This window comes from Pseudomonas sp. GL_090 (assembly GCF_057837765.1).
This window is the reverse complement of the sequence record NZ_CM174452.1, coordinates 2,154,561-2,180,061: the sequence shown is the minus strand read 5'-3', so window position 1 is coordinate 2,180,061 and position 25,501 is coordinate 2,154,561. Positions and strand designations below refer to the sequence as shown.

The 25,501-nt window shown below is 60.7% G+C and carries 23 protein-coding genes and 1 pseudogene; 8 read left to right on the top strand and 16 right to left on the bottom strand.

Features of this window, described 5'->3' with window-relative positions; translation table 11 throughout:
* Positions 1-81: 81 nt before the first annotated feature.
* The 4 genes and pseudogenes from AC3ITA_RS09740 to AC3ITA_RS09725 all read right to left on the bottom strand — a co-directional run bounded on the left by AC3ITA_RS09740 (position 82) and on the right by AC3ITA_RS09725 (position 3,195).
* Positions 82-860, bottom strand: a pseudogene (locus AC3ITA_RS09740) (amino acid ABC transporter ATP-binding protein).
* 1 nt (position 861) lies between these two features.
* Positions 862-1,629: an amino acid ABC transporter permease gene (locus AC3ITA_RS09735; RefSeq protein WP_414927977.1), complete on the bottom strand. Its 768-nt coding sequence runs from the start codon at positions 1,627-1,629 to the stop codon at positions 862-864.
* A gap of 11 nt (positions 1,630-1,640) precedes the next feature.
* Entirely contained in the window at positions 1,641-2,447 is an 807-nt protein-coding gene (locus AC3ITA_RS09730; protein WP_150671785.1) for an ABC transporter substrate-binding protein, read from the bottom strand.
* A gap of 79 nt (positions 2,448-2,526) precedes the next feature.
* Complete coding sequence (locus AC3ITA_RS09725) at positions 2,527-3,195, bottom strand: GntR family transcriptional regulator (RefSeq protein ID WP_489280111.1); 669 nt, start codon at positions 3,193-3,195, stop codon at positions 2,527-2,529.
* A 366-nt stretch (positions 3,196-3,561) separates the two neighbouring features.
* Here AC3ITA_RS09725 and AC3ITA_RS09720 point away from each other — a divergent pair, with 366 nt between their 5' ends.
* Positions 3,562-4,707 (top strand): M14 family metallopeptidase, encoded by a 1,146-nt coding sequence (locus tag AC3ITA_RS09720; RefSeq protein ID WP_172435327.1) that lies wholly within the window; start codon positions 3,562-3,564, stop codon positions 4,705-4,707.
* Positions 4,708-4,769: 62 nt separating this feature from the next.
* Here AC3ITA_RS09720 and AC3ITA_RS09715 read toward each other — a convergent pair whose 3' ends face one another.
* Together AC3ITA_RS09715 and AC3ITA_RS09710 are read right to left on the bottom strand one after the other, a co-directional pair.
* Positions 4,770-5,315, bottom strand: a complete 546-nt coding sequence (locus AC3ITA_RS09715; protein ID WP_095943348.1) for a cytochrome b — start codon at positions 5,313-5,315, stop codon at positions 4,770-4,772.
* Positions 5,312-6,397, bottom strand: a complete 1,086-nt coding sequence (locus AC3ITA_RS09710) for a catalase family peroxidase (RefSeq protein ID WP_150671787.1) — start codon at positions 6,395-6,397, stop codon at positions 5,312-5,314. Before AC3ITA_RS09710 ends, AC3ITA_RS09715 begins: the two co-directional genes overlap by 4 nt.
* Positions 6,398-6,560: 163 nt before the next feature.
* On the opposite strand from AC3ITA_RS09710, the gene AC3ITA_RS09705 reads away from it, so the two are divergent.
* The 3 genes from AC3ITA_RS09705 to AC3ITA_RS09695 all read left to right on the top strand — a co-directional run bounded on the left by AC3ITA_RS09705 (position 6,561) and on the right by AC3ITA_RS09695 (position 9,401).
* The gene (locus tag AC3ITA_RS09705) at positions 6,561-7,067 is read left to right on the top strand and encodes a sigma-70 family RNA polymerase sigma factor (protein WP_095943346.1); all 507 of its coding nucleotides are present in this window, start codon (positions 6,561-6,563) and stop codon (positions 7,065-7,067) included.
* Positions 7,064-7,816: an anti-sigma factor family protein gene (locus AC3ITA_RS09700; protein WP_414927973.1), complete on the top strand. Its 753-nt coding sequence runs from the start codon at positions 7,064-7,066 to the stop codon at positions 7,814-7,816. Before AC3ITA_RS09705 ends, AC3ITA_RS09700 begins: the two co-directional genes overlap by 4 nt.
* A 271-nt stretch (positions 7,817-8,087) precedes the next feature.
* A complete protein-coding gene (locus AC3ITA_RS09695; protein WP_095943344.1) occupies positions 8,088-9,401 on the top strand; it encodes a leucine-rich repeat-containing protein kinase family protein in 1,314 nt (437 codons plus the stop codon).
* Positions 9,402-9,537: 136 nt separating this feature from the next.
* Here AC3ITA_RS09695 and AC3ITA_RS09690 read toward each other — a convergent pair whose 3' ends face one another.
* Positions 9,538-10,242, bottom strand: a complete 705-nt coding sequence (locus tag AC3ITA_RS09690; protein WP_008051121.1) for a YebC/PmpR family DNA-binding transcriptional regulator — start codon at positions 10,240-10,242, stop codon at positions 9,538-9,540.
* 225 nt (positions 10,243-10,467) lie between these two features.
* Between AC3ITA_RS09690 and AC3ITA_RS09685 the strand changes: the two genes are divergently transcribed.
* On the top strand, positions 10,468-11,880 hold the full coding sequence (locus AC3ITA_RS09685; RefSeq protein ID WP_489280107.1) for a type VI secretion system Vgr family protein: 1,413 nt from the start codon (positions 10,468-10,470) through the stop codon (positions 11,878-11,880).
* A 3-nt stretch (positions 11,881-11,883) separates the two neighbouring features.
* On the opposite strand, the gene AC3ITA_RS09680 is transcribed toward AC3ITA_RS09685, so the two are convergent.
* Together AC3ITA_RS09680 and AC3ITA_RS09675 are read right to left on the bottom strand one after the other, a co-directional pair.
* Positions 11,884-13,275 carry an FAD-dependent oxidoreductase gene (locus AC3ITA_RS09680; RefSeq protein ID WP_489280105.1) on the bottom strand — a complete coding sequence of 464 codons (1,392 nt, stop codon included), beginning with the start codon at positions 13,273-13,275 and terminating at the stop codon, positions 11,884-11,886.
* A gap of 70 nt (positions 13,276-13,345) precedes the next feature.
* Positions 13,346-14,671, bottom strand: coding sequence for an MFS transporter (locus AC3ITA_RS09675; RefSeq protein ID WP_150671792.1), 1,326 nt, complete (start codon positions 14,669-14,671; stop codon positions 13,346-13,348).
* Positions 14,672-14,939: 268 nt separating this feature from the next.
* On the opposite strand from AC3ITA_RS09675, the gene AC3ITA_RS09670 reads away from it, so the two are divergent.
* Positions 14,940-15,812, top strand: coding sequence for a LysR family transcriptional regulator (locus AC3ITA_RS09670; RefSeq protein ID WP_095943340.1), 873 nt, complete (start codon positions 14,940-14,942; stop codon positions 15,810-15,812).
* A 121-nt stretch (positions 15,813-15,933) separates the two neighbouring features.
* On the opposite strand, the gene AC3ITA_RS09665 is transcribed toward AC3ITA_RS09670, so the two are convergent.
* Positions 15,934-16,797, bottom strand: a complete 864-nt coding sequence (locus tag AC3ITA_RS09665; RefSeq protein WP_095943339.1) for a LysR substrate-binding domain-containing protein — start codon at positions 16,795-16,797, stop codon at positions 15,934-15,936.
* A gap of 109 nt (positions 16,798-16,906) precedes the next feature.
* On the opposite strand from AC3ITA_RS09665, the gene AC3ITA_RS09660 reads away from it, so the two are divergent.
* On the top strand, positions 16,907-18,016 hold the full coding sequence (locus tag AC3ITA_RS09660) for a 2-aminoethylphosphonate--pyruvate transaminase (protein ID WP_095943338.1): 1,110 nt from the start codon (positions 16,907-16,909) through the stop codon (positions 18,014-18,016).
* 151 nt (positions 18,017-18,167) lie between these two features.
* On the top strand, positions 18,168-18,995 hold the full coding sequence (phnX, locus tag AC3ITA_RS09655; RefSeq protein WP_095943337.1) for a phosphonoacetaldehyde hydrolase: 828 nt from the start codon (positions 18,168-18,170) through the stop codon (positions 18,993-18,995).
* Positions 18,996-19,051: 56 nt separating this feature from the next.
* On the opposite strand, the gene AC3ITA_RS09650 is transcribed toward phnX, so the two are convergent.
* The 6 genes from AC3ITA_RS09650 to galE all read right to left on the bottom strand — a co-directional run bounded on the left by AC3ITA_RS09650 (position 19,052) and on the right by galE (position 25,256).
* A complete protein-coding gene (locus tag AC3ITA_RS09650; protein ID WP_095943336.1) occupies positions 19,052-21,130 on the bottom strand; it encodes a YjbH domain-containing protein in 2,079 nt (692 codons plus the stop codon).
* Complete coding sequence (locus AC3ITA_RS09645) at positions 21,127-21,888, bottom strand: capsule biosynthesis GfcC family protein (protein ID WP_095943335.1); 762 nt, start codon at positions 21,886-21,888, stop codon at positions 21,127-21,129. The genes AC3ITA_RS09650 and AC3ITA_RS09645 overlap by 4 nt, the downstream gene beginning before the upstream one ends.
* The gene (locus AC3ITA_RS09640) at positions 21,885-22,550 is read right to left on the bottom strand and encodes a YjbF family lipoprotein (RefSeq protein WP_095943334.1); all 666 of its coding nucleotides are present in this window, start codon (positions 22,548-22,550) and stop codon (positions 21,885-21,887) included. The genes AC3ITA_RS09645 and AC3ITA_RS09640 overlap by 4 nt, the downstream gene beginning before the upstream one ends.
* Before the next feature lie 14 nt (positions 22,551-22,564).
* A complete protein-coding gene (locus tag AC3ITA_RS09635; RefSeq protein WP_191628361.1) occupies positions 22,565-23,680 on the bottom strand; it encodes a polysaccharide biosynthesis/export family protein in 1,116 nt (371 codons plus the stop codon).
* A 90-nt stretch (positions 23,681-23,770) separates the two neighbouring features.
* Positions 23,771-24,007 carry a hypothetical protein gene (locus AC3ITA_RS09630; RefSeq protein ID WP_046038091.1) on the bottom strand — a complete coding sequence of 79 codons (237 nt, stop codon included), beginning with the start codon at positions 24,005-24,007 and terminating at the stop codon, positions 23,771-23,773.
* A gap of 232 nt (positions 24,008-24,239) precedes the next feature.
* Positions 24,240-25,256 carry a UDP-glucose 4-epimerase GalE gene (gene galE / locus AC3ITA_RS09625; protein ID WP_095943332.1) on the bottom strand — a complete coding sequence of 339 codons (1,017 nt, stop codon included), beginning with the start codon at positions 25,254-25,256 and terminating at the stop codon, positions 24,240-24,242.
* Between the last annotated feature and the right edge of the window lie 245 nt (positions 25,257-25,501).

Below are 25,501 nucleotides of genomic sequence, written 5' to 3'. Positions count from 1 at the left end.
TGCTCGCGATGGACGTTAACGATGACGCGGGTTTCCTGGAAAAACACGGTGCTCTTGAGTCCATCGCGAGCAGGCTCGCTCCTACAACACACGACTGAGAAAGGAGCGGGTACGGGCGTGCTTGGGCTGACTGAAGATCTGTTCGGGCGGCCCTGCTCGATCAGTTCGCCTTGATCGAGGACCACCACCCGATCGGCCACTTCGCGGGCAAAGCCCATTTCATGGGTGACCACGACCATGGTCATGCCCTCCTCGGCCAGTTCCTTCATGACTTGCAGCACTTCACCCACCGTCTCCGGGTCAAGGGCGCTGGTGGGCTCGTCGAACAACATCGCCTGGGGTTTCATGGCCAGCGCCCGGGCGATGGCCACCCGCTGCTGCTGCCCACCGGACAGCATCGAAGGGTAGTGATCCGCCTTCTCGGCCAGCCCGACCCGTTTGAGCAGCGCCCGCGCCTGCTCCACCGCTGCCGCGCGCGCCACGCCGAGCACGTGGATGGGCGCCTCGATGATGTTTTCCAGGGCGGTCATGTGCGGGAACAGATTGAAGCGCTGAAACACCATGCCGATGTCCCGGCGCTGACGCGCAATGTTGCGCTCCGAGTCCCGGACCAGGCTGCCATCGGCACGGGAGCGATAACCCATGGGCCGGCCACTGACACGGATTTGCCCGGACTGAATGTCCTCAAGCAAATTGATGCAGCGAATAAACGTGGTTTTGCCCGAACCGGAGGCGCCGATCAGCACCACGACTTCACCCCGTTTCACTTGCAGCGAAATGCCCTTGAGAATTTCCAGGTCACCAAACGACTTGTGAATATCCAGCGCTTCGATGACCAGCTCTTCACTCATGTGCGCCATCTCAACGCCCTCTCAACAGTTTCATGGTGTTGCGACCGAACATTCGGCTGGCGGCCGGAGTCGGACGATCGGATTGGCCGAAACGCGCCTCGAGCCAGCGCTGGAAAAAGCCCCAGAGCGTGGTCAAGGCCAGGAAGTAAATGGCAACCACCAGATACAACTCGAACACCCGGAAGGTCGCCGAGGTCACCATTTGCGTGCTGAGCAACAACTCCTGCACGCCGATCACGCTGACCAGCGTGGTGTTTTTCAACATCACGTTGAACTCGTTGCCCAGCGGCGGAACGATGACCCGGAAGGCCTGCGGCAGGACGATACGGCGCATCAGCCTGGAGAACGTCATGCCCAACGAGCGTCCGGCTTCGTATTGGCCCTTGTCCACCGCGCCGATGCCGGCCCGAATGATCTCGGCCATGTACGCGCCTTCGTTGAGGCCCAGAGCAATGATCGCCGCTTGGATATTGCCGGGCACGATGAGCCAGCCAAGGTCCAGGTCTTCAAAGCGGAAAATCCCGCCCGCCGCCAACGCCGTGTACAGAAACACGATCTGCACCAACAGCGGCGTGCCGCGCATCAGCCACACATAAAAGCGCACCGGGTATTGCAACAGCGGGTTACTCGACAGCTTCATCAACGCCGCGATCAACCCCAGCACACAGCCGAGCAACATCGCTGACACACTGATCAGGCACGTCAGCCACAGCCCCGTCAGGTAGACATCACTGGGCTGTAACAGGTACTGCCAGAACACATCCCAATTGAAGTTCATCAGGTTCGTCCTCAGTCCAGTTTGTCGCTGCCGACATGCCATTTACTGAGGAGCGCTTCGTAACTGCCGTCGGCGCGCATGCCTTGCAAGACTTCGGTCAACGCGACCGTCAATTGCGGATCACTTTTGCGCACACCGAAACCGGTCAGGATGCGGTTGAAAGCAGGCACCGCTGATTGAAACAGGTCAGGGGCCAGTTGCTGGTAATGGCCGGCAGACTCGACCGTGGTGCCGAAAGCGTCCACCTGGTTGATGCGCAAGGCCTGGAACGCATCGGCGTCGACGTTGTAGACCACCAGTTTCATCGGTGCCTTGCCGGCCGCTTCGAGTTTTTCGTTCTCTTTGCCCAGCAGCACGCGGATGGTCGAACCGTTACTGACCGCGACCTTGAGCCCCGATAAATCTTCCAGCGTGCTCACCGATTTCGGATTGCCTTTGGGCACCACGATGGACTGGCTGGAATACATGAAGTTGACGATATCGATCACTTCACGGCGCTCGGGTTTGTCGAACAGTTGATCGACGATCATGTCGCACTGTTGCGCCAGCAGCGCCGGGATCAGCCCGGCGAACGGAGAGATCCGCCATTCAACTTTTTTGCCACCCAGGCGCTGGGCAATCGCCTCGCCCATATCCACCTGGAGCCCGACCGGTTTTTGCTTCAGGTCAAACGACACCAGCGGCGGCGAATCCATGCCGGAGCAATAGACGATCTTCTCGCTCTTGCTTAATCGCTCGGGAAGTTCAGGAGCCGCCAGCGCCCATTGCGAGCAAAGGCTCAAGGAAAGGACAGCAGCTAACGCGCAAGGCTTGTGCATGGCAATACTCCAGTCAGGTGAGGTAACGGGGTTACGCAAAATCACAACAACCGCAAATCGCTAGGCAGGACGGCTCCTGTTACTGATGAGCCTCAAGAAACTGAATCAGGCGCGGAATCGTTCCTTCGATGTGCTCGCACACCACCGCCGCCGCTTTATCCGGATCGCCGGAACGCAACGCAGCCACGATCGAGGCGTGTTCGTCCCGGGCACTGCGGGGCTTGTCGGCGTGTTGCAGCCACAGGCGCATGTGCGGCTCAATCACCGAATACAGCGCCGAAATTTGCCGCATCAGGCGCGGGCGTTCACTCAGGCTGCACAGATATTCATGGAAGGCCCGATGACGGCTGACCCACTCGGCACCATCCTCGCGGTAGTCGTCCATCTCGTCGAGCAGACGCTCCAGATGGCTGAAATGGCGCTCGGTCATTTTGCCGACCGCCACCCGGATGGCGAGCCTCTCAAGGGCACTGCGCATCTCGAACACTTCACGCATTTCATCGATGTTCAGGCCCCGAACGATGGCGCCGCGATTGGGCCGCAACGTCACCAGGCCGTCGGCATCCAGACGGCGAAACGCTTCGCGCACCGGCATGCGGCTCATGCCGATTTCACCGGCGATGTCCTCGGCAATCAGCCGCTCGCCGGTGCGGTAACGTCCTTTGCAAATGGCCTCCAGGAGAAAGTTGTAAGCCTCCTCCTCGGCAGTGACAGGCTGGCGCTCGGTATAGGCAGGGGCGAATTTCATCAGTGCACCTTTTGTATTTTTGTATCCAATTATCCACAAAGCCAAAACAGCACATTGCGTGCCAGACTCAGCACATCGCTTGCAGGTAGTTGATTGGATTGAGATAACAGCCATCACGACGACGGGATACTTACGGGGACGTCGAGCAGGAACGAGTTGAAATGCCCCATCCTGTTACAGGGCAGCCTTAAAACGGTGCTGGTGGTAACACGGATGATCGCTACGCTTGGTTGGAAGACTTCGCGGCAAACCTTGAGTCGCAAAGTGAACAGGCGCCTTGGGGGCGAGGCGGTTTTTCTGCGCTCCTAAGGCCCTGCGCTTGCGTGTAAAGTAGCCGCCATAAAAATCTTGATCAGGAACCCAATCGTGGCTAAATCCTCCCTCGACATCAGTGCCAACTTCGACAGCGGCAACATCCAGGTGATCGACCTCAGCGACCCGCTCAAGCCCCTGCTGGCGATCCGTCCCGATACCAAAAGCAACCATTTCCAATGGTTCCACTTCAAGGCCAGCGGCCTGCATGTCGGCCAGGACCACTGGTTTCGCTTGAACAATGCCAGTCAATCCTCCTATAACAAGGCCTGGACCGGCTATCAGGCGGTAGCGTCCTACGATCACGTCAACTGGTTCCGCGTACCCACCATTTTCGAGGGCGACTGCCTGCGCTTCAGCCTCGAAGCCGAGCAGACCCACGCCTGGTTCGCCTACTTCGAACCCTACAGCCGTGGTCGCCACGACTGGCTGATCGAGCAGGCGCTGACCAAGGCCGGCACCGAACTGCTGGCCACCGGCAAGAGTGTCGAAGGTCGCGACATCCAGCTATTGCGCAAAGGCACCGGCGCCGAAGGCCAGCGCAAAGTGTGGATCATTGCCCAGCAACATCCGGGTGAACACATGGCCGAGTGGTTCATGGAAGGCGTGATCGAGCGCCTGGAAAGACACGACGACCCGGTTTTGAACAAACTGCTGGCCGGCGCCGACCTGTACCTGGTGCCGAACATGAACCCGGACGGCGCCTTCCACGGTCACCTGCGCACCAACGCCATGGGCCAGGACCTGAACCGCGCCTGGCAGAACGCCAGCCAGGAGATCAGCCCGGAAGTCTTTTTCGTACAGCAGCAGATGGAAAAGTACGGCGTCGACCTTTTCCTCGACGTCCATGGTGACGAGGAAATCCCTCACGTCTTCACCGCCGGTTGCGAAGGCAACCCCGGTTACACGCCGCGGATCGAAAAGCTCGAGGAGCACTTCCGCAGTCATCTGAAACGCACCACCAAAGATTTCCAGACCAGGTATGGCTATGTGCGCGATGAACCGGGTCAGGCCAACATGACGCTGGCCTGCAACAGCGTGGGTCAGAAGTACGATTGCCTGTCATTGACCCTGGAAATGCCGTTCAAGGATCACGACGATCATCCGAACCCGTTGACGGGCTGGTCGGGCAAGCGCTCGAAGCAGTTGGGCAAGGATGTACTCACCACCATTGCGGATATGGTCGATACCCTGCGCTGATCACCCTTCAAGATCAAAAGATCACCGCCTGCCGCAGGCGGCGATCTTTTTCTCCATGGCTGCTAGCCGCGATCCTTGCCCCGCAGCATGCTGTCCAGCACATCATCGCGACGCACCCAGCCGTGAAACAACGCGGCTGCCAAATGTAGCAACACCGTCAGAAACAGCAGGTACGCCAGATACCCGTGAGCCTTGCGCAGGAACGCAAACACTTGCGCATTGGCCGGCACAATCGATGGCAACTGCAACGAACTACTGAGCATCACGGGCTCACCCGACGCCGAAATCATCGCCCAGCCCAGCAGCGGCAAGACCAGCATCAAGGCGTACAGCAACACATGCGAGGCCTTGGCCGCCAGCGCTTGCCAACCTGGCAGATCCGCCGGCAGCGGTGGTTGCGTGGTAGAGAAACGCACGACCAGACGCACGATCACCAACAGCAAGATCGCAACGCCCAAGGGTTTGTGCAGATGAATCAGCCATTCATGCCGCTCGGAGACCGAGGCGACCATGCCGGCACCGATAAACAGCATGGCGATGATCATCAGCGCCATCAGCCAGTGCAGCAAACGCGCCAAGGGTGCGAAGTGGTTGGGTTGAGTGCTCATTGCTGGGCTTCCTGTTTGGCGGCGGGCAACTGGCTGACTTCGCTGGTGCGACGCAGGTAGGAATTGGCGTAACCGGCTGAGCGAGTGGCGAGCAACGGGTCGTCGGAACCTTCGATGCCGGCGGGCAATACCAATGGGTCGTAGTTGATGTCACGGCATTCGCCATTGAGCTGCGGCTGGGTTTTTTCCAGCACCAGCGTGCCCGCGTTCAGCACCTTGCGCCCTTCGGGCCAGGCTTTGCTGGCGTCGTTCACTGGATCGCCAGGATTGGCCAGGATGATGTTCAACTGCCAACGCAACGGCCCTGCGGCAATGCGCTGAACCAGGTCTTTCTCCAGAAAGTCGCTCCCCTGCGGCACCGCAGCACCCGGCGCATCCTGAGTCACCGGCACCATGCTCCAGCGCACGGCCTGGCGTTGTCCGGTGGCGCTCACCAGATAGAAAGCGTTGACGCTGTTATAGGTCTCCGTGACGTAACTGGCTGAAGGCTTGGCGGTCTTGATCCAGGCCAGAAACGGGGCGGCTTCCGGATGTGCACCGAAAAACGCCGGCACTGCGGCGGGGTCCGGTTTGCCGGTAGCGGGTAGCGGCGACTGCGCCTGCTGCAATTGATAGAACGCCTCGGGCGTGCCCACCGGGAACACCGGCATGCTGTTCATCCCGGTGCGCCACTGCTGGCCGTTGGCCTGAGTGAAGCGCAAGGCCATGCTGCGGATCGGCGCGGCACTGTCCGGCGCGTAAGGGTTGCCGGACCCCAAGGCGAAACGCCCCACCACCGGGGTCTGCGTTTCGTTGAACACCTGGGCGGTGGAGTAACTGCGAGCCTCGCCGCTGCTCTCGAAATGCCCGATCACGCACACACCTTTGGAGTGGTTGCGACGGAAACCCGGATGCACACCGTTGTTGGTTTCCAGCACGTTGATCAGTTTCTTCGGGGTCAGCCGCTGTGGGTCGAGGGTGCCGTTGACGTAGGCAAACGCCCCTGCCACGGCGGCAACGACCACGGCAATGCCAGCCAGGCGCAACGTCAGGCTCGCCGCACTCAAGGGTGGCCGGGTTGGCGGTGATGATCGATCTACCATGAAAGACTCCAGGGCCATCGGCCACAAGTGAGAAGAATCAAGCAGACGAACCGCTCGCAGGTTTATTCCCACGCGCGGTTTTTATTTTTTCTGACGTGGAATAACCTCGAATGCCGGGCGTCTTCCTGGTCCACAGTCAAGCGTAGTGACTAGCCAGAACTTCATGAACGATATCGACGAACAACTCAGAGAAATCATTCCCGGAATGCGGCGGTTTGCCGTGTCGTTGACGCGCAATACCAGCAGCGCTGACGATCTGGTGCAGGCGAGCCTGGAGCGGGCACTCTCGAGTTGGGCCAGCAAACGCGCCGAGGGCGACTTGCGCGCCTGGCTGTTCTCGATTCTCTATCGGCAGTTTCTCGATGCGCACCGCCGCTCCCGGCGCTATGCGCGCATGCTCGAATTCTTCACCGGGCGTAATGATGCACAGCCTTCGGTGGAGCGCACCGTGATTGCACAATCGACCCTCAACGCCTTCGACCGACTGCCCACCGAGCAACGCGCGCTGCTGCTCTGGGTGTCGGTGGAAGGCTTGAGTTACAAAGAGGTCGCCGAGATTCTCGACGTACCCACCGGCACCGTGATGTCCCGCCTGTCCCGGGCTCGCCAGGCCCTACGCCAACTCAGCGAGGGCGAAATCAACCGCCCTTCCCTGCGGAGACTCAAATGATCAGCATGCCCCCCAGCGAGCGAGACCTGCACGCCTACGTCGACCACCAACTCAGCGACGCCGACCGACGCCTGGTGGAGACTTTTCTGGCCACTGACCCGCAGGCGGCCGCGCAAGTGCGCGCCTGGCAGCGGGATGCCCAGGCACTGCGCGCAGCCTTGGGGGGGGCCTTGCAACACCCCTCGAACCCGGACCTTGATCCAGTCGTGATACGCCAGCGCCTCAAACGCCAATCCCGTCGACACCTGGCCAGTGCCGCGGCGCTGCTCATCGCCGTCAGCGTCGGCGGATTCAGCGGTTGGCAAGCGCGGGAGATGACACTGGCGAGCCCCCAACTGCCGATGACCGATGCCCTGCAGGCGTATCGCCTGATTGCCCAGCAAGGTCTCCTGCCGGCAGATTACAAAGTCGGCGACGACGGTGACATGCAGGGTTGGCTCGACCGCTACTTCACCCGGGCCAATCGCCTGCCCGACCTCTCGGGTGCCGGCTTCAAGCCGGCCAGCGGGCGTTTGCTGAGTACCGAGCAAGGCCCTGCGGCGATGGTGGTCTACGAGAACCAGGGCGGGCAGAAAATCAGTTTCTATGTGCGCCCGCCAGGGCCGAAAAACTTCCTGCTGCCCAGGGGCAGTCGCAGCGATGGCGAGTTACAGGCCGAGTACTGGTCGGGAAGTGGCTACAACTATGCGATGGTCAGCCCGGCGGATACACCGGCGGCGCGGATGCTCAAACAGACCACTCAGTTCTGATCACACCCCCTGTGGGTGCAAGCTTGCTCCGGGCGGCGTTCCGACGATGACGGCCTGACAATCACCGAGATGGTGCCTGACAGACCGCTATCGCGAGCAGGCTCGCTCCCACACTGGATTTGTGTCGGATACAGAATTTGTGATCTACACCGATCAAATGTGGGAGAGCCTGCTCGCGAAGGCGACCTGACAGTCGCCACATCTTTCCCGCTATCATGTCGCCCATTTCCAGGGCCCCGCGCCCTCCCCTTAGTAAATGGCGAATCTGTTCATGCATACCCTTGCTCAATTGCGCGCCGGCGAGTTGTCGGGCATCACGCGGCTGGATCTGGCCGAAGGCCTGACCGAGTTTCCCCGGGAGATCTTCGATCTGGCGGATTCGCTGGAAGTGCTCAACCTCAGCGGCAATGCCTTGAGCGCACTGCCGGAGGACTTGCATCGCCTGACCCGTTTACGCGTGCTGTTCTGCTCCGATAACCGCTTCACCGAGTTGCCGGCCTGTGTTGGCCAATGCGCCGCACTGACAATGATCGGCTTCAAGGCCAACCGCATCGCCCACGTGCCCGCAGCGGCACTGCCACCGCTGCTGCGCTGGCTGATCCTGACCGACAACTGCATCGAGACGCTGCCGAGCGAGTTGGGAGAGCGGCCCTACCTGCAAAAGCTCATGCTGGCCGGTAACCGCCTGCAGGCGTTGCCGGAGTCGATGCGCAATTGTCATCGGCTGGAGCTGATCCGCATCGCCGCCAACCAGTTCACCGACTTGCCGCAATGGCTACTGACGCTGCCGAGCCTGACCTGGCTGGCCTATGCCGGTAACCCACTGGAAACCGAAGCCGATGCGGCCGCCCTCGACGCCACACCGCGCATTGACTGGTCGACATTGCACCTGGAGAAAAAACTCGGCGAAGGGGCGTCCGGGGTGATTCATCAGGCCGTCTGGCAATCGGCCGACCAACCGCCCATGGCCGTTGCGGTAAAGCTCTACAAGGGCGAAATGACCAGCGATGGCTCGCCGCTGCACGAGATGAACGCCTGCATTACCGCCGGGTTGCACCCGAACCTGATTCGCGTCGAAGGGCGGATTGTCGATCACCCGCAACACACCGCCGGGCTGGTCATGCAGTTGATCCCACCGAGTTTTCTCAACCTCGCCAGCCTGCCGAGCCTGGCGTCGTGCAGCCGCGACATTTACCCCGACGACCTGCGCTTCAGTGCGGCGGTGGCGCTGCGCATTGCCTCGGGCATTGCCTCGGTGGCCGAGCACCTGCACGGCCATGGCATCACCCACGGCGACCTCTACGGGCACAATATTCTGTGGAATGAGCAGGGTGATTGCTTGCTGGGGGATTTTGGCGCGGCGTCGTTCCACGAGATTTCCGACAGCCTTGAAAGCCGAGCCTTGCAACGGATCGAGGTGCGGGCATTCGGGGTATTGCTGGGGGAGTTGCTGGAGCGGGTTGATTCGGGGTTCAGCGCTGAACAGCGTGGGGCGCTGGAGGATCTGGAGCGGCGTTGCTGTCAGCCGCAGGTACTGGCGCGGCCTGGGTTCAGCGAAGTCGTGCGGCAATTGGAAAGCCTGTGACCGCTGCGCGGTCAATCGCGAGCAGGCTCGCTCCCACATTAGATCGCGCCCGACCAGACAACTCGGTCAACTGTGGGAGCGAGCCTGCTCGCGATGACGGCCTGCCAGACAACAGAGCCGTCATTGACACAAAGATTTAACCCGCCAACCCGACGAACATATCCTGCACGTCGTCATGGTTATCGAGGCCTTCGAGGAACGCTTCGACTTCCGCCATCTGCTCATCGCTCAGGCCGCTGACCGGGTTTTTCGGCTGGTAGCCCAGTTTGGCCGACAGCACGGTGAAGCCTTGTTCCGGCAGGGCTTTCTGTACCGCATCGAGGTCGGTCGGCTCGGTCAGGAACAGGGTCGCACCTTCTTCACCCGGTTCGAAATCCTGTGCACCGGCTTCGATGGCGGCCATTTCCGGATCGGCGTCCGGGGTGTCCGGCGACGCTTCGATCATGCCGACATGGTTGAAGTCCCAGGCCACCGAACCGGAAGCCCCCAGCTGGCCCTTGCGGAACGCCACGCGGATCTCGGCGACGGTGCGGTTGATGTTGTCGGTCACGCACTCAACGATCAACGGTACCTGATGCGGAGCGAACCCTTCATAGGTCACGCGATGGTATTGCACGGTCTCGCCCAACAGGCCCGCACCCTTCTTGATGGCGCGATCCAGTGTTTCCTTGGGCATCGAAGCTTTCTTGGCCTGTTCAACCACCAGGCGCAAGTGCGCGTTGGTAGCAATATCAGCGCCGTTGCGCGCAGCAATGGTGATTTCCTTCACCAGTTTGCCGAAGATCTTGCCCTTGGCATTAGCTGCCGCTTCTTTGTGTTTAACCTTCCACTGTGCGCCCATTTCTCACTCTCTTATCTGTGGCAACTGTGGCGCCGAGACTTCTATTGGCCGACGCTTTGCGCAAGTTTATACGGCCTAAAGTTGGCAATCGACCAAAAAATCCCGACTTGCATCGACATCTTCACCAGCGGTTGTAGGGCGATTCGGAAATGTCGCTTTAGCGTGCCCGCAATGCGCCGGGGTTTCGTACGCTTTGCACCCTACTCCACAGCGGTAGCGAGTTCGATGCACAACGACAAGGAAAGTCCCACCACCCTGACGCTTCTCGACGACGACCTGAGCTTCCAGGTGGTCCGGTTCAGTGGTCATGAAGCTCTCAACCAGCCCTATCGATTCGACATCGAGGTGATCGGGCTGGCACCGGCCCTGAACCTTGAGCGATTGCTGCATCAACCGGCGTTCCTCGAATTCGGCCACGACCAAGGCATTCATGGCGTAATGCACAGCGCCAGTTGTGAACATCGAAGCGGACACCGGGTCGCTTACAAACTGGCGCTGGTACCCCGTGTCCAGTCGCTGGAACAGCAACGATGCCGACGTATTTTCCAGTGTGCCAGCGTACCCATGATCCTGCGCCAGTTGCTGGAGGAACATGGGTTACCCGCCGGCAGCTATCGTTTTGAACTGGCAACCGGGCACTACCCCCTGCGACCTTTTTGCATTCAGTACGAAGAAACCGACCTGGCGCTGCTGCAACGGCTGTGCGAGGAAGAAGGCATCCACTATCACTTCGAGCATCAACGCGACGGCCATGTGCTGGTGCTGGCCGATGACAGCCTGAGTTTCTCCCAGGAACCGCTGCTCATGTCGATGAGCAGCGGCGAACACCAGGAACCTGTGATCAGCGAACTGTTCCAGCGCCATGATGCTCCGCTCTCCCCTGTGCGCCCAGGCACCAGGAATCCGGGTGCAGCGGACATCAGCGAAGGCGCAGCCAATCATTCGTTCGCCACGGCGAGACACTGTCCCGCTGGCTTACAACAACATCGCGACCAGCTCAGTCGTCGACAACTGGAACGCCTGCGCTGCCGACACCTGCAGATCCACGGTCAAAGCAACCAGGGGACATTACGCAGTGGCGGAATCCTGCAGGTGGCCGAGCACCCGCTGGCGAATTTCAATGATCAATGGCTGGTTACCGAAATCCGTCATCAGGGCCGTCATTCATCCATTCTGCTCGATGACACACCCGACATGGCCCAGGGTTACCGCAATCAATTCAGCGCCATCCCCTGGTCTACGGTGTTCAGGCCGGCGCTCAAACAACCCAGGCCGAGTATCCCCGGGTATCAGCCTGGTCAGGTGTGCGGCCCGATCGGGCAACCGGCGGCAGTGGACGAGGATGGCCGGGTTCAGGTGAACCTCTGGCCCGCCACACCATCAGCCGCGGAGGCGTCCGACGGCCTGTGGCTACCGCTGGCGCTGACCACCGCCGAGGACTGGATCGATCCGGCCCGCTTGCCCGTGGCTGGCAGCGAGGTGCTGGTGATTTTCCTCGACAGTGACCCGGATCGCCCGGTGCTTTGTACGGCCATGGGCCCTCGGCCACAAGCTCACCGCCCTCGCCCGCGTGAGCCCCGTGGCGATACCCGCCTGCTGTTCGACTGGCTGCTCAACCGCTCGGACCTTGCGCACTGACGCTCAGCCCTTGTCAGCCTTGCCGGCCGCCGCAGCGAACTTCGCCAGACGCACGTCCAGATGCCGTGGCCGACGCCCATGATCCTCCGCGCGCTCCTTGCGGCGGATGGCGTTGCGCACCATCAGCGAGCCGATGTAGCGAATCGGCTCCGGCGGGAAAAAACCCAGCGGTCCATTGACCAGCGGCGAACGGGTCCAGGGGTTGTCCAGGCTCTGGACCATCGACGCCAGAATCTGCCCGCCCATATGGCAGGGACCGACACCGCTGCCTGAATAGCCAAAACCGTAGAACACATTGCCACTGGCGCTCATCTGCCCGAAGAACGGCAACCCGGTCACCGAGCGGTCGGATGGACCGTTCCAGGTCGCTTCGACCTTGACGTCGGCGAACGCCGGGAAGAAATCCGCCAGGCTGCTCTGCAACAAACCGGCGTAAGGCGAAGGTTGATCGAACACCGGCAGCATGCGCCCGCCATAAGCGAAGGTATTGCCGCCCTTGCCGAGCATGATCCGGCCGTCCGGAGTGTTGTGGTAGTAGTGCACGAAAATCCGCGAATCGAGCACCGTGACGCCGCTGGTCAAGCCGATTTCGTCGAGCAAGTCCGGCCGAGGCTCGGTGATCAGCATGTCGCTGGAAACGATCGCCACGCTGCGTTCGAACTGCGGGAATGCCCGGGCCATCCAGGCGTTCATCGCCAGCACCACACGGTCGGCGCGAATGGTGCCGTTGGGGGTTTGAATGCCTGCCGGCCTGCCCTCCTCCAGCCCGGTCATGGCGGTCTTTTCGTGAATATTCACCCCCAGTTGCAGGGCTACCCGGCGTAAGCCTCGCACCAGTTTTCCCGGCTGCACGCTGGCCGCGGCCGGGGAAAACCAGCCTTCCAGGTGTTTGTCGGAACCGGCCATGCGCTGCACATCGGCCACCGGCCGCTGGGTGAACGAGTTGATGCCGTTGCGCTCCAGCGCCGCGATCACCGCATCGGTCGAGCCGACCTGAGCACGATTGGTCGCGGTGTAGAGCGTACCGTCGAGGCGGTAATCGGCGTCCACCCCATACTGCTGGCAGAAGGCGCCGATGGCATGGATGCTGCGCTCGGACTCCTTGACCAGGCGCACGGCTTCTTCGACGCCAAACAAGCGCTCAAGGGTGAAATACTTGGCCGACCACGACAACGCACATCCGCCATTGCGTCCACTGGCCCCGGCGCCGCAGATGTCCGCTTCGATCAGCACCACGTCCAGCTCGGGGTTCTGCTCCTTGAGCATGATCGCGGTCCACAACCCGGTGTAACCACCGCCGACGATGCAGACATCGGCGCGGGTGTCGCCTTCCAGTGGCGGACAGGTTTCGGATGCATCAGCCTTCAAGGCCTGGTCCAGCCAAAAGGGTCTCATGGGGTCAATCTCCGGTCAGTTGCCCACACGCCGGCCTGCCGCAGGTGCAGCAGGCGACGAGGGACAGGATTCAGGTACGCAGGGGTTTGATGGTCATCGCTTTATTGGGTACATAGGCGAAGTGAGTACCCAGGCCACCGGGGCGGCTGTTCCAGTGCGGGATCAACACCAGCGCCGAAAACATGGCGCAACCGGCGAAGACAATGAACACGGTAACGGTGTCGAAGTAGCCCGGCAGCAGTCCGCCAAGAATCGCCCCGACCGAGCCGCAGCCGTTGACGAAACCGGCTGCCGTGGCGCCGGCCTTGGCGGTGCCGAAGTCGATGGCGGCCGCGCCGCTGATCATCGAGTCCGGTCCGTAGAGGGTCAGGCCCATGACGAACAGCAGCGCCACCACCAGCAGCACGCTGCCGGTATGCAGGGCGCCCATGAAAAACGCCAGGGACACAGTCAGCGCCAACAGGCTGATCACACAGGCCGGCATGCGCCGGGCGCCGAACAGTTTGTCCGAGGCCAGGCCAATCAGGATCGGCCCGAGCAACCCGGCCAGTTCAAACGCGGTCGGTATGATCGCCGCGCCGACCTTGCCCACCGAGGGCATCTGTTCGAAAACGATCACCGGCCCCCACAGCAGAATCGCGTAGCGCGCCGGCTTGAGCATGAAGTACGCCAACCCCAGCACCAGCACGGTGCGGTTGCGCAGGATTTCCTTCAACGGCTCCCACATGCTGATTTTGCTTTGCGCGTCGGCCTGTTCAGCGGTCAGCTCGGGTTCCGGCTCCACCGCCGGCAAGCCGACGTCTTCCGGTTTGTTGCGTTGGAAAATAAAAAACAGCACGGCGACCAGCCCAACCACCGCCGCACTGGAAATGAACGCCGCATGCCAGCTGCCGATGAGCGTGTACGCCCACCAACCGGCAAACGGCGAGGCTACCAGACCGCCAAAGGCGTAGCAGGAACTCCACAAGCCCAATACCCGCCCGCGTTGCTCGGAGGGAAAGAAGCTGCCGAGGTTCTTGCACAGCCCCGACCAACCGGTGGACTGCGCCAGGCCTTGTATCAGCATGCAGGTAGCGAAAATCGGTAAGGTTGCGAAGTTGCCCATCACCAGCGCCGCGCCGGCGGAAATCAGCAATCCGCCGAGCACCACCACCCGAGGACCAAAACGGTCTGCGAGGATGCCCCAGGTGAACTGACCGACGGCGTAGGCCGTCAGGTAGATGGCGTCGAGGTTGGCCATGGCCATTTTGTCGAGCATGAAGGTCGGGTCTTCGCCAATACCGAGCTTGGCGACCGAGAAGGCTTTGCGGGTGAAGTAGAACGCGGCGTAGGCGAGCCAGGTGATCGCGAAGATCTGCACGCGCCAACGCTTGATGGTGCCGATGTGCTTGTTCATTGTGGTTCTGACCTCAGGGTGTGAGTGTGCCGGCAGAATTGGAAGAAAACGCCTGTGTTTTTATTGTTGAGCACTGCGATATCGCCCTGTCCCTACGGCGGATACCGGTCAGATGAGTCCTGTAGTTGCACGCACAGGCTCATGGCTCCCGCTGCTGTTCGACTGACCAGTCACCGGGGCTGAGGTGGATAAAAACAATTACTGATTAATAAGTGAAATCGATTTATCGTATTTCAAATATAAGGCCAGCTTGTTACTGGAGATTCCCATGTCGGTGTCCCACGCCCAGCTCAAAGCTTTCCATGCCGTGGCGGTGCATGGAAGCTTTACCAAGGCCGCCGAGCGCCTGTTTCTGACGCAACCGGCGATTTCCGACCAGGTGCGCAAACTCGAAGAGCGCTACGGGGTTTTGCTGTTTCACCGCAACAAGCGCTCCGTGCGCCTGACCGACCTGGGCGAGCGCCTGCTCGGCGTGACGCAGAAATTGTTTGTCATCGAAGCCGAAGCTCAGGAGCTGTTGCAGGACTCCCAGGCCTTGCAAACCGGCAGCCTGATTCTGGCGGTGGATGCGCCGGTGCATGTGCTGCCGCAGATTGCCCGTTTCTGCGAACGCTACCCCGGGATCAGCGTGAAGATCGAAACCGGCAACACCGATGAATCGCTGTTCCGACTGTTCAACTATCAGGCCGACCTGGCGTTGTTGGGCCGTGACGTCAGCGATGAACGCCTGATTTCCCTGCCCCTGCGTAACGACCCGATGGTGGCGTTCGTGTCGCGCAATCATCCGTGGGCAGAACGCGAATCCATCACTCTCGCCGACCTCGACGACACGCCGCTGGTGTTGCGGGAAATCGGTTCGGTGACCCGGCAGACCCTGGAAGAGGAAATGGCCGGGGCCGGGTTTCGCATTCGCCCGGCAATTCAGGTTGAAGGTCGGGAAGCGGCGCGGGAAGCGGTGGTGGTCGGGATTGGGGTGGGCGTGGTGTCGGCTGCCGAGTTTGGTGCGGATTCACGGGTGTGTGCGTTGCCGATTACCGATTGCAAACGCAGGCTGACTGAAACCCTGGTGTGCTTGCGCGAGCAGAGTTCGCGGCGGGTGGTGGCGACTTTTCTCGAGATGGTTCGCGAAAGTCTTGTGTAAGCAGGTCCGGCCCCATCGCTAGCAGGCTAGCTCCCACAGGAGATTTGCGTTGACCACAGATTATGCAGACAACACAGGACCACTGTGGGAGCCAGCCTGCTAGCGATGCAGGCAACTCGGTCTACCTGACTGGCGCCAACCCGAAAAACGCCTGGATCAAGCGCAAATTCCGCCGTCGCTCCATACAGCCAATCATGTGCCGATTCACCAACCCCTCGCCAATGATCGGCACCGCCGCCACCCGAGGGTCGTGACTGACCTCTACCGACGACACCACTCCCACCCCCAGTTCGGCGGCCACCGCCTCGGTCACCGCTTCGCGGCTGTCCAGTTCCAGCAACACCCGCGGATTGACCCTGGCCTGGGCACAAGCCTCATCGAAGGTGCGCCGGGTTATCGAACTCGGTTCGCGCAGCACCATGATCACCTGATCCAGCTCCTTGAGTTGCACGCCTTTGCTCTTCTGCGCCCAAGGATGCCCGTCGGGCACCAGCGCGCAAATCCGTGATTCGCTCAGCGCTTGCAGATGCAGTCCCTTGCGCGGCTCGACCTCGGTCAGCACCGCCACGTCGGCATGTTCAGACAACAACGCCGCCAGGGTTTCCTGCGCGTTGCCCAGGCGCAGGTTCACGGTGATCCCCGGATAGCGCGCCCGCAGGCTGGCGAGCATCGGCATGACCATGTGCGGGCCGTCCGCCGCTACCTCCAGGCGCCCGGTGAGCAATTGCCGGTTGGCTTCGAGCATCACCTGCGCCTCCTCGGCCAGACCGAACATCGCCCGGGTGATTGCCGCCAGTTTGGTGCCCTCCTCCGTCAGTTCCACCCGGCGGGCGGTGCGGCGCAGCAGGGTGATCTGGTAGTGCTCCTCCAGGGCCTTGATGTGCCCGGTAACCGCCGGCTGGCTGATGAACAGCCGCGCCGCCGCCCGGGTAAAACTGCCTTCGCGCGCCACGGCATCGAAGGCGCGCAGCTGAAACAGGTTCATGAATAACTCTCGCTGATGGCTGGCATAACAACAAACAATTTGATTGATAACACGGCAAATTGCAATTTAGGCACCAACGCTTCATCCCATCGATTGCGAGGACACGAGAATGAGTACTGCCGAACCCATCCTGCTCACCCCCGGCCCGTTGACCACGTCGGCCCGCACCCGTCAGGCAATGATGGTTGACTGGGGTTCATGGGATGACCGCTTCAATCAACTGACCGCCAGCCTCTGCGAGCAACTGCTGGCGATCATCAACGGCGCCGCCACCCACCACTGCGTGCCTTTGCAAGGCAGCGGCACTTTCGCGGTCGAAGCGGCGATCGGCACGCTGGTGCCTCGGGACGGCAAGATTCTGGTACTGATCAACGGCGCCTACGGCAAACGCCTGGCGAAAATCTGCGAAGTGCTGGGCCGCTCCTTCAGCACGTTCGAAACCGCAGAAGACGAGCCGACCACCGCCGCCGATGTCGACCGCCTGCTGCGCGCCGATAGCGGCATCACCCACGTCGCCCTGATTCACTGCGAAACCAGTACCGGGATCCTCAATCCGCTGCCGCAGATCGCCCAGGTCGTCGCAGAACACGGCAAGCGCCTGATCATCGACGCCATGAGCTCCTTCGGCGCCCTGCCGGTGGATGCGCAGCAAGTGCCATTCGACGCACTGATCGCCGCCTCGGGCAAATGCCTGGAAGGCGTGCCGGGCATGGGTTTTGTCTTCGCTCGCAAAGAATCCCTGGCCAGCGCCGCCGGTAACTCGCACTCACTGGCGATGGACTTGCAGGACCAGCACGCCTACATGGCCAAGACCGGTCAGTGGCGCTTCACCCCGCCGACCCATGTGGTCGCGGCGCTGCACGAAGCCCTGCTGCAATACAACGAAGAAGGCGGCTTGCCGGCGCGGCACGAACGCTACGCCGCCAACTGCCAGGCATTGATGGAGGAGATGGGCAAACTGGGCCTGCGCAGCTTCCTGCCGACGGCTATCCAGGCGCCGATCATCGCCACCTTCCACGCCCCGAAAGATCCGCGCTACGCATTCAAGGAATTCTACGAGCGGGTCAAGGCCAAGGGCTACATCCTCTACCCCGGCAAACTGACCCAGGTCGAAACCTTCCGCGTCGGCTGCATCGGCTACGTCCAGCCAGCCGAAATGCGCGAAGCCGTGGCGGCGATTGCCGAAGTGTTGCGCGAGATGGAAGTGTTAGAGATCTAACCCACACCGCATTCCCCTGTGAGAGCGAGCCTGCTCGCGATAGCGGACTGTCAGCCAACACATCCGTTGAATGTCAGGCACTCATCGCCAGCAGGCTGGCTCCCACAGTAAAAGCAGCCCCCATTAGCCAGTTGCCAAAGGATTTCCAGACATGAACTACTCCAACCCAAGCAAACTGCAAGCCGCCATCCTCGACTGGGCCGGCACCGTGGTCGACTTCGGCTCCTTCGCCCCGACGCAGATTTTCGTCGAGGCCTTCGCCGAGTTCGACGTCCAGGTGTCCATCGAAGAGGCCCGTGGCCCGATGGGCATGGGCAAGTGGGACCACATCCGCACCCTGTGCGATCAGCCGCAAGTTGCCGAGCGTTATCGCAAAGTGTTCGGCCGCACGCCGACCGACGATGACGTCACCGCGATTTACCAACGCTTCATGCCGCTGCAGATCGAAAAAATCGCCGAACACTCGGCACTGATCCCTGGGGCGCTGGAGACCATCGCCAACCTGCGCCAGCAAGGGATCAGGATCGGCTCCTGCTCCGGTTACCCGAAACAGGTCATGGACAAGGTCGTTGAACTGGCCGCCACCAACGGCTACGTGGCCGATCACGTGGTTGCCACCGACGAAGTCCCGAATGGTCGTCCATGGCCGGCCCAGGCACTGGCCAACGTCATCGCCCTGGGCATCGACGACGTCGCCGCCTGCGTGAAGATCGACGACACCGTGCCGGGCATTCTCGAGGGTCGCCGCGCCGGTATGTGGACCGTGGCGCTGATCTGCTCGGGCAACGCCCTGGGCCTGGACTACGAAGGTTATCGCGCCCTGGGCAGCGACCAACTGGACAGCGAGCGCAAGCGCATCCACGGGATGTTCGAAAGTTCGCGCCCGCACTACATGATCGACACCATCACCGATCTGCCGGAAGTGATCGCCGACATCAACAAGCGTCTGGCCAACGGCGAAATGCCACAGTCCAGCTGATAAATCCCGCATTGCCCTTGTGGGAACCTGCTCCCACAAGGGCCTTTGTGCCGAGGTTACTCAGTGATCTTCTCGAAGTTGCGATAGAACATGTCATCGTCGCGGCTGTCGGTCATCGAGTGCAACTGGTAGCTGCGATTGAGCCGTGCACCACCGTCCCGGGTCAGCGGCGACCAGACAAGATTGGCGCGGCGCATGGTCGACATGCTCATCAGTTCGTCGAACGGAATGGACAGGTAGATGCCTTTGTCGAAACTACCTTCGCCGTATTCAGCGCCGGTTGCGGTGGTGATCGTTGCCCAGGCACCAAACCGCACGCCGTTGGAAAACTCCCGTGAAATATCCAGCGTGCCGCCCCAGTCACCTGCCAGGTAACGCCCGACGCTGACGGCTGCCAGCGTATCGTAGGGCAAGTCGGTGTAGCCGGTGATGTGGCCGGTCAACACATCGTAATCACGCAAGCCAAAACCCTGGTCGAACTCACGCTGGCGGACGTAGTTCAGGTCCGCGCCCAACGACCAGCGCTCACCGGTCGGACGGAACAGCACCTCGCCCCCGACACCGGCAAACATCGACTCCAGGTAGCCACCGTACACCATGCCATACAGGTCCTTGTCCAACTGCTCGACATGGCTGACCTGGAACAACGGCATGGTGACATCGGACGTGGTCATGTACTGGCGCAAGTCCGTGCGCACGCGGGGCAAGCCGCTGGGTGCGTCATAGGTGAACTTGTCGAAGTTGTTGATCAGGTTGGCACTGAGCAAGCCGCTCCACCAGGTGTTGCGGTTGAAGCGGTACTCCGCGTCCGCGTCGGCACTGAATTGATAGAGCAAGCCATCGGGGCCACCGACGTTCTGCTTGAAGCCCAGCCCGACGCCATAGGCGAATGGCTGCATCGCTTCGGTGTAGAGGGTTTTCTCGTTGTGCGGCATCGCCGGATTGATTTCGGTGGTGCGGTGCAGCGATTGCAACGGCTCCTCGTTGTTGATCACTTCGCGGAAGGTTTGCCGCGGCACGCTGGTTTCTTCCAGCGGCAGGTCGTAGCGCTTGTTCACCACGGTGAACCAGTCGATGTCGTCGTTGACGCTGTTGTCCAGAATCCGGCTCGCCCGGCCTACGGCCTTGGCCGAATGGAAGTAACGCTGCTGCTCGCCATACACGATCAACTCGGAATCGCGCTGGCTGATGCGCTCGACCTTGTACCCGGCATTTTGCTGCAGACGCCGGGACACATCGGCCCAATCGACCTGATCCATCCCGGTGCTCGGCGCTTTCGCCGGCAAGGGTTCAGCCGGCGGATCGAACGTCTTGGCCGGCGCCTTGCGGCTGGCGAAGTTGGTGTGGAAGGTGACACCGAACATCGCTGTATTGCCGCGCTCCCAGGCTGCGCTGAGGTCGATCGAGTCAGTTACTTTGAACACCGCGCCGAGGTTGATCGGCGAGTCCTGCTTGATCTGGTTGTCCTTCGGCTCGTGCTTGTAATCGTTGCCTTCGTATTCGAGTTTCAGGCTGAGACGATCCCAGGGTGTCTGGTAGCTCACTCCGCCGAAAAAGGAAGGGCTGCCGCGAAAATAGGCCCCGGCGTTGACATCACCGGTACCTTCGCTGTCGGGCCGGGTCTTGAAGCGGTCACTGATGTAGCCCAGCGGGTTTTCGAAGTCGCCGCGGTTGCCCAGGTAGCCCCAGGCAATGCCGGCGCTGAAATCGAAATTGTCGTAGCGCTTGTTGGCCACCACGAACTCACTGGAGAACAGGCCTGTACCACCGATGTCCCGGAAGCCCAAGGCCACCTCGGGCGCCCAATGGGTTTCTTCCCACAGGCGGGCCTTGAGGTCGACCGCCTTGTCCTTGTAGCTCTGGTTGCCGCTCAACGACTCGGGGCCATAGGGGCGGTTGGTGATCGCGGTGTAGCGAAACGAGCCTTCCAGCCACTCAAGTGGCTGGAGTGAAACGCTGTAGCGACTATAGGGCTCGGTGCGGTTGGCATTCAGGCTCAACTCACCGGCCGGCGCCATGCGCGCCGTCGGCGTTTGCAATAAGCCCGCGCCACCGAAATCATTCTGGGTAATGCGTGGTTCTGCATGAGCCAGACCACACGGCAATAACAATACGGCTGCAAAACGTAAATTCAACGAACCACCTCAGCCAGCTGCGTGGCAATAAATTCGGCCAACTGCTGATTCAGTTCAGGGATAGGCGGATCAAGATCATCGTTTTTGACCGGGACCAGAATCTTGCTGCCGGCGGCCGGTATCTGCCCGCTCTCGCGATTCCAGTGGGCAATGCCGACGCGCCGGGTGACGCCGTTGGGCTGGATCAACCACAGGTAATCGGCGTCCGCATCGACCAGCGGCGTGCAACCTTGCAGGTAATCACGGGCCTCTTGCAGCGCTTGATAGGGCAACCGACACGGCTCGGCGACAGCGCCGAGCACCTCGACTTCGTCGACCCGCAGCGGGTAGATGAGGCGATCGCCGTCGTCCAGGCGAATGTTGCGGGCAAACCCGACTTCCACGGCGACCGGGTCCAGAACAGCCACCTGGCGCCCGGTGACCGGCATGCGCCTGACTTGCTCGGCCAACCGCACCGCCAAGGCAGCCCGGCTCGGCCTGTCGAACAGCACGGCCATGCGTTGCAACACGTCCAGATCGAACAACACCCCGGCCTTGAGCCGGGTCTGTTGTTCGACCAGGGACTGACGCAGCAATACGCCCGCCAACCAGTAACTCTCGGCATTGGGCTGTGCCACGCTGATCACGTCCAGCAATCGCCCGCCCGCCGGCAGGTCGACCACCCCCGGGTTGGCAACGTCACCGGTGACGGTGACCGCTGCATGGCTGACGTTGGCGATCAACAGCAGGCACGCCGATAGAGCCCTGAGCCGCCTCACCGGGCATGCCTGCGGTCAGGGGTCAGTTGCACGATCTTGACCCGCAGTTGCGAGGTCAGTTGTTGCTCACTCTGCACAATGAAACCGTCAACGGGATCGACCCAGTAACGATTGGTCGCACGCAGGCCGATGGCCGGCGCGTCAATCTGCTCGTCGACACGTAGCACGGCGTATTCCTTGTTGAGGATTTCCAGGGTTTCCATGGACTGGCGGGAGAAGCGACTGTTCAAGATCACCCCGACTTCCTGGCCCTGATAGAGATCGATCCAGCGCTGGCTGGTGTAGCCATCGGGCACTTGATGGAGGCCTTGCTTGAAGGGCGAGACGTCGGCAAGACGCGTTCCGTCCAGATCGCCGTCCAGGCCCAGGCCGATGCTGCGCACCGCCAGGCCATCACGCATCAGCAGAACCTGTTTGCCGGACGCGACCCAGAACTGCAGGTCGCCGCGCTCACGCACCAGCGCCAGCACGCCGGAACCGGACGGCGTGGTCAGCTTGAGCTGGGGATAGCGTACATCCGCCACCTGGGCCGCCGTCACGTCCAGCTCATCCGGCCCCGTCACCGCTGACTTGAGGTTGGTCATCGAAGCGACCATCAGCGGGTTACAGCCACACAACATCAAGGCCGCTATCAAGCAGACGCCAACATTCAACGTTCTCACGATCGGACCCGGCCTTAATTGCTGTTGCTGCTGACTTCACTCATGTTCTTCGCCGCGGAAGCACCCGTACCGACAATCGATGCCGACGGCACCAATTGGCTGATGAAGCGATTCCAGCGAGTCACGTTGGCAGGACCTACGTAGACAACGTCCTGGGGACGTACTTCAAAGTGCGTGGCCAGCGCCATGGCAGTCGGGGATTGGGCTTGCAACTGGTAGACCTTCGCCGGTTCCACATCGAGGTTTTCAACACCCCTGATCACGTACACGGCGTTACCGTTGGAGGTGGTCTGACTCAATCCACCGACCGAGCCCAGCACATCGGACAGGTTCATGGTGGCGGTCTTGAAGCTCAGTGCGCGGGGCTGGTTGACCTCGCCCATGACGTAGATGCGCTTTTTGTCGTTGTATGGCAGATACAACTGATCGCCACCCTTGAGGTAGACGTTCTGCAACTCGGAATCCGGCTGATTGAGCGTGTCGAGATTGAGCGTGTAGACCCGCCCGTTTCGTGTCAGCAACAGACCGGACAAATCGGCACTCGCCGTATCGATACCGGCGGAACCGAGGGCCTCGACCACACTGAGCGGGTTGGTGGAAATCGGTTGCGGACCGGCCTTCGAAACGGCGCCCGTCACCACGACTTTCTGACTGGAAAAACGCAACACGGCGACATCCACTTGCGGTTCGGCGATGAAGGCCGACAGCCTGGTTTCGATGTCCGATCGCAGTTGCTGGACGGTTTTTCCGGCCGCCTGAACCTCTTTGATAAACGGGTAGTAGAGCGTGCCATCGGCACGGACCAGACGACCGTTGGCATCGATCTGCTGTTGCGCGCCGGAGGGTGCCGTCAGCTCCGGGTGATCCCAGACCGTGATGTACAGGACATCGTTACTGCCGATGCGGTACTCGGCCGGGGCCGCCAACAATTCTGCCGGCACGGACTCACGCTTTTGCGTGACCCTGTTCATGGAAATGAGCTTGGGCGTGATCGGAATGAGCTCGACCCGGCTGCTCTCGCTGGCGCCCTGGCGCGTGATATCACTGGTGCTCAGGTATTGGCCGGGGGAAAACATGCAACCTTGTAAAGCGATGCTTGCCAACATTAAAAGAGAAAAACTACGAGTCATAATGGCACTACGCTATTCAAGGGCGAATCTAAAAACAAAGTCACCCGATTTGCATCGGGCGACCTTGTACTGCACCAACAGGTGTTTCAGTTAGTTGTGCGTACCGGTTGTACCCGTGGTACCTGTCGTACCCGTCGTACCGCCGTTTGCACTTCCACCACTGTTGGACGCCGCTACAGCACTGGCGACCATTGCAGTACTGGCTGCAGTGGCTTGAGTCGCCGCCACGTTACCCAATACATTGGTCGCAGTTGTAAGCGGCGCTTCTACCGCAGACGCCCAGTTGCTCAACATCGTCAACAGGGCAATTGCCATCACTTTCTTCATATCAACTCCTTTCTAACATTCAACCCGATCGAAATCGGGCATTACGTTAGAGGTGGTAGAGTTCAAGTCCGCGAAAAGTGCGAACAAGATCCGTTGTTCTTTCACAGTCTTACCCAACTGATAAAAGTCGAACGGCAGGTTTATATCTACGGGCTTGCAAAAGGCATGGCCAGTGTATTTTCCCGACGATATCTAACAACCTGACCAGAAATAACATTAGGCTAAAACGCCATCATCCCAGATAGCCTTTGGGGTGATTCGATTGCCAGCGCCAGGTATCCGTGACCATGTCCTGCAAGTTGCGCGTGGCCTTCCAGCCCAGCTCTTTCTCCGCCTTGGAAGGGTCGGCCCAGCTCTCGGCGATATCGCCCGAGCGACGCGGCATCATTCGATAGGGCACCGCCTGACCGCACGCCTGCTCGAACGCCCGCAGCACTTGCAACACGCTGTAACCATCGCCCGTGCCCAGGTTCCAGGTATGAATGCCGGTGCGCCCGGCGATGGACTGCAAGGCCTTGAGATGACCGTCCGCCAGGTCCACGACGTGGATGTAGTCGCGTACCCCGGTGCCGTCGACCGTGGGGTAATCGTTGCCGAAGATCGACAACTCTTGCAGGCTGCCAACCGCCACCTGGCTGATGTAGGGCACCAGGTTATTCGGAATGCCACTCGGGTCTTCGCCCAGATGGCCGCTGTCATGCGCCCCGATCGGGTTGAAGTAACGCAACAGCGCGATGCTCCAGCGCGGCTCGGCCAAGGCCAGGTCGCGCAGCACATTCTCGACGATCAACTTGGATTGACCGTAGGGATTGGTCGGGATGCCCGTGGGGAAATCCTCGCGGATCGGCATCTGCTCTGGCTCGCCGTATACCGTGGCCGACGAACTGAACACCAGGCGAAACACCCCCGCAGCGGCCATCGCCTGACACAGCGTGATGCTGCCGCTGACGTTGGTCTCGTAATACTCAAGGGGCTTGCGCACGCTCTCGCCCACGGCCTTGAGACCGGCAAAATGCAGGACGGCATCGATGGCATGCTGCTGGAAAATCCGGTCCAGCAAGGCCCGGTCGCAAACATCGCCGCGAATCATCAGCGCACTCTTGCCGCAAATGGCTTCCACCGCGTGCAAGGCCGCGTCGCTGCTGTTGCAAAGATTATCCAGCACAACAACTTCATAGCCTGCTTCAAGCAGTGCGAGCGTGGTGTGCGAACCGATGTATCCAGCTCCACCCGTTACCAGAATTTTCATAGCGCGGTCCATAGTGGGAAAAGTGCGAAGTTGCGTGTCAAGCCCCTCTTGTTAAAGGTGTGTGCTGCACCACACAAACAAGAGCGACAACAACCAAAAACAAAATTAGTTCAACGACTGGCAATAAATATTTTTTCAGGCCAAACTGTATTGCGGAATACTTATTAGCATTCCGACGCACTCACCACTATCAACAGATACCGACTAAAAATAACCAACAACTATCAACCCGACATCTCATAACA

What these genes read in the sequence shown, in the direction of transcription:
- AC3ITA_RS09695 (WP_095943344.1), top strand. Translation starts at nt 8,088, where the DNA reads ATGCATACCCTTGCTCAATTGCGCGCCGGCGAGTTGTCGGGCATCACG.
- AC3ITA_RS09675 (WP_150671792.1), bottom strand. Translation starts at nt 14,671, where the DNA reads ATGAACAAGCACATCGGCACCATCAAGCGTTGGCGCGTGCAGATCTTC.
- AC3ITA_RS09705 (WP_095943346.1), top strand. Translation starts at nt 6,561, where the DNA reads ATGAACGATATCGACGAACAACTCAGAGAAATCATTCCCGGAATGCGG.
- galE (WP_095943332.1), bottom strand. Translation starts at nt 25,256, where the DNA reads ATGAAAATTCTGGTAACGGGTGGAGCTGGATACATCGGTTCGCACACC.
- AC3ITA_RS09710 (WP_150671787.1), bottom strand. Translation starts at nt 6,397, where the DNA reads ATGGTAGATCGATCATCACCGCCAACCCGGCCACCCTTGAGTGCGGCG.
- AC3ITA_RS09665 (WP_095943339.1), bottom strand. Translation starts at nt 16,797, where the DNA reads ATGAACCTGTTTCAGCTGCGCGCCTTCGATGCCGTGGCGCGCGAAGGC.
- AC3ITA_RS09670 (WP_095943340.1), top strand. Translation starts at nt 14,940, where the DNA reads ATGTCGGTGTCCCACGCCCAGCTCAAAGCTTTCCATGCCGTGGCGGTG.
- AC3ITA_RS09630 (WP_046038091.1), bottom strand. Translation starts at nt 24,007, where the DNA reads ATGAAGAAAGTGATGGCAATTGCCCTGTTGACGATGTTGAGCAACTGG.
- AC3ITA_RS09715 (WP_095943348.1), bottom strand. Translation starts at nt 5,315, where the DNA reads ATGAGCACTCAACCCAACCACTTCGCACCCTTGGCGCGTTTGCTGCAC.
- AC3ITA_RS09735 (WP_414927977.1), bottom strand. Translation starts at nt 1,629, where the DNA reads ATGAACTTCAATTGGGATGTGTTCTGGCAGTACCTGTTACAGCCCAGT.
- AC3ITA_RS09685 (WP_489280107.1), top strand. Translation starts at nt 10,468, where the DNA reads ATGCACAACGACAAGGAAAGTCCCACCACCCTGACGCTTCTCGACGAC.
- AC3ITA_RS09725 (WP_489280111.1), bottom strand. Translation starts at nt 3,195, where the DNA reads ATGAAATTCGCCCCTGCCTATACCGAGCGCCAGCCTGTCACTGCCGAG.
- phnX (WP_095943337.1), top strand. Translation starts at nt 18,168, where the DNA reads ATGAACTACTCCAACCCAAGCAAACTGCAAGCCGCCATCCTCGACTGG.
- AC3ITA_RS09690 (WP_008051121.1), bottom strand. Translation starts at nt 10,242, where the DNA reads ATGGGCGCACAGTGGAAGGTTAAACACAAAGAAGCGGCAGCTAATGCC.
- AC3ITA_RS09635 (WP_191628361.1), bottom strand. Translation starts at nt 23,680, where the DNA reads ATGACTCGTAGTTTTTCTCTTTTAATGTTGGCAAGCATCGCTTTACAA.
- AC3ITA_RS09660 (WP_095943338.1), top strand. Translation starts at nt 16,907, where the DNA reads ATGAGTACTGCCGAACCCATCCTGCTCACCCCCGGCCCGTTGACCACG.
- AC3ITA_RS09730 (WP_150671785.1), bottom strand. Translation starts at nt 2,447, where the DNA reads ATGCACAAGCCTTGCGCGTTAGCTGCTGTCCTTTCCTTGAGCCTTTGC.
- AC3ITA_RS09700 (WP_414927973.1), top strand. Translation starts at nt 7,064, where the DNA reads ATGATCAGCATGCCCCCCAGCGAGCGAGACCTGCACGCCTACGTCGAC.
- AC3ITA_RS09680 (WP_489280105.1), bottom strand. Translation starts at nt 13,275, where the DNA reads ATGAGACCCTTTTGGCTGGACCAGGCCTTGAAGGCTGATGCATCCGAA.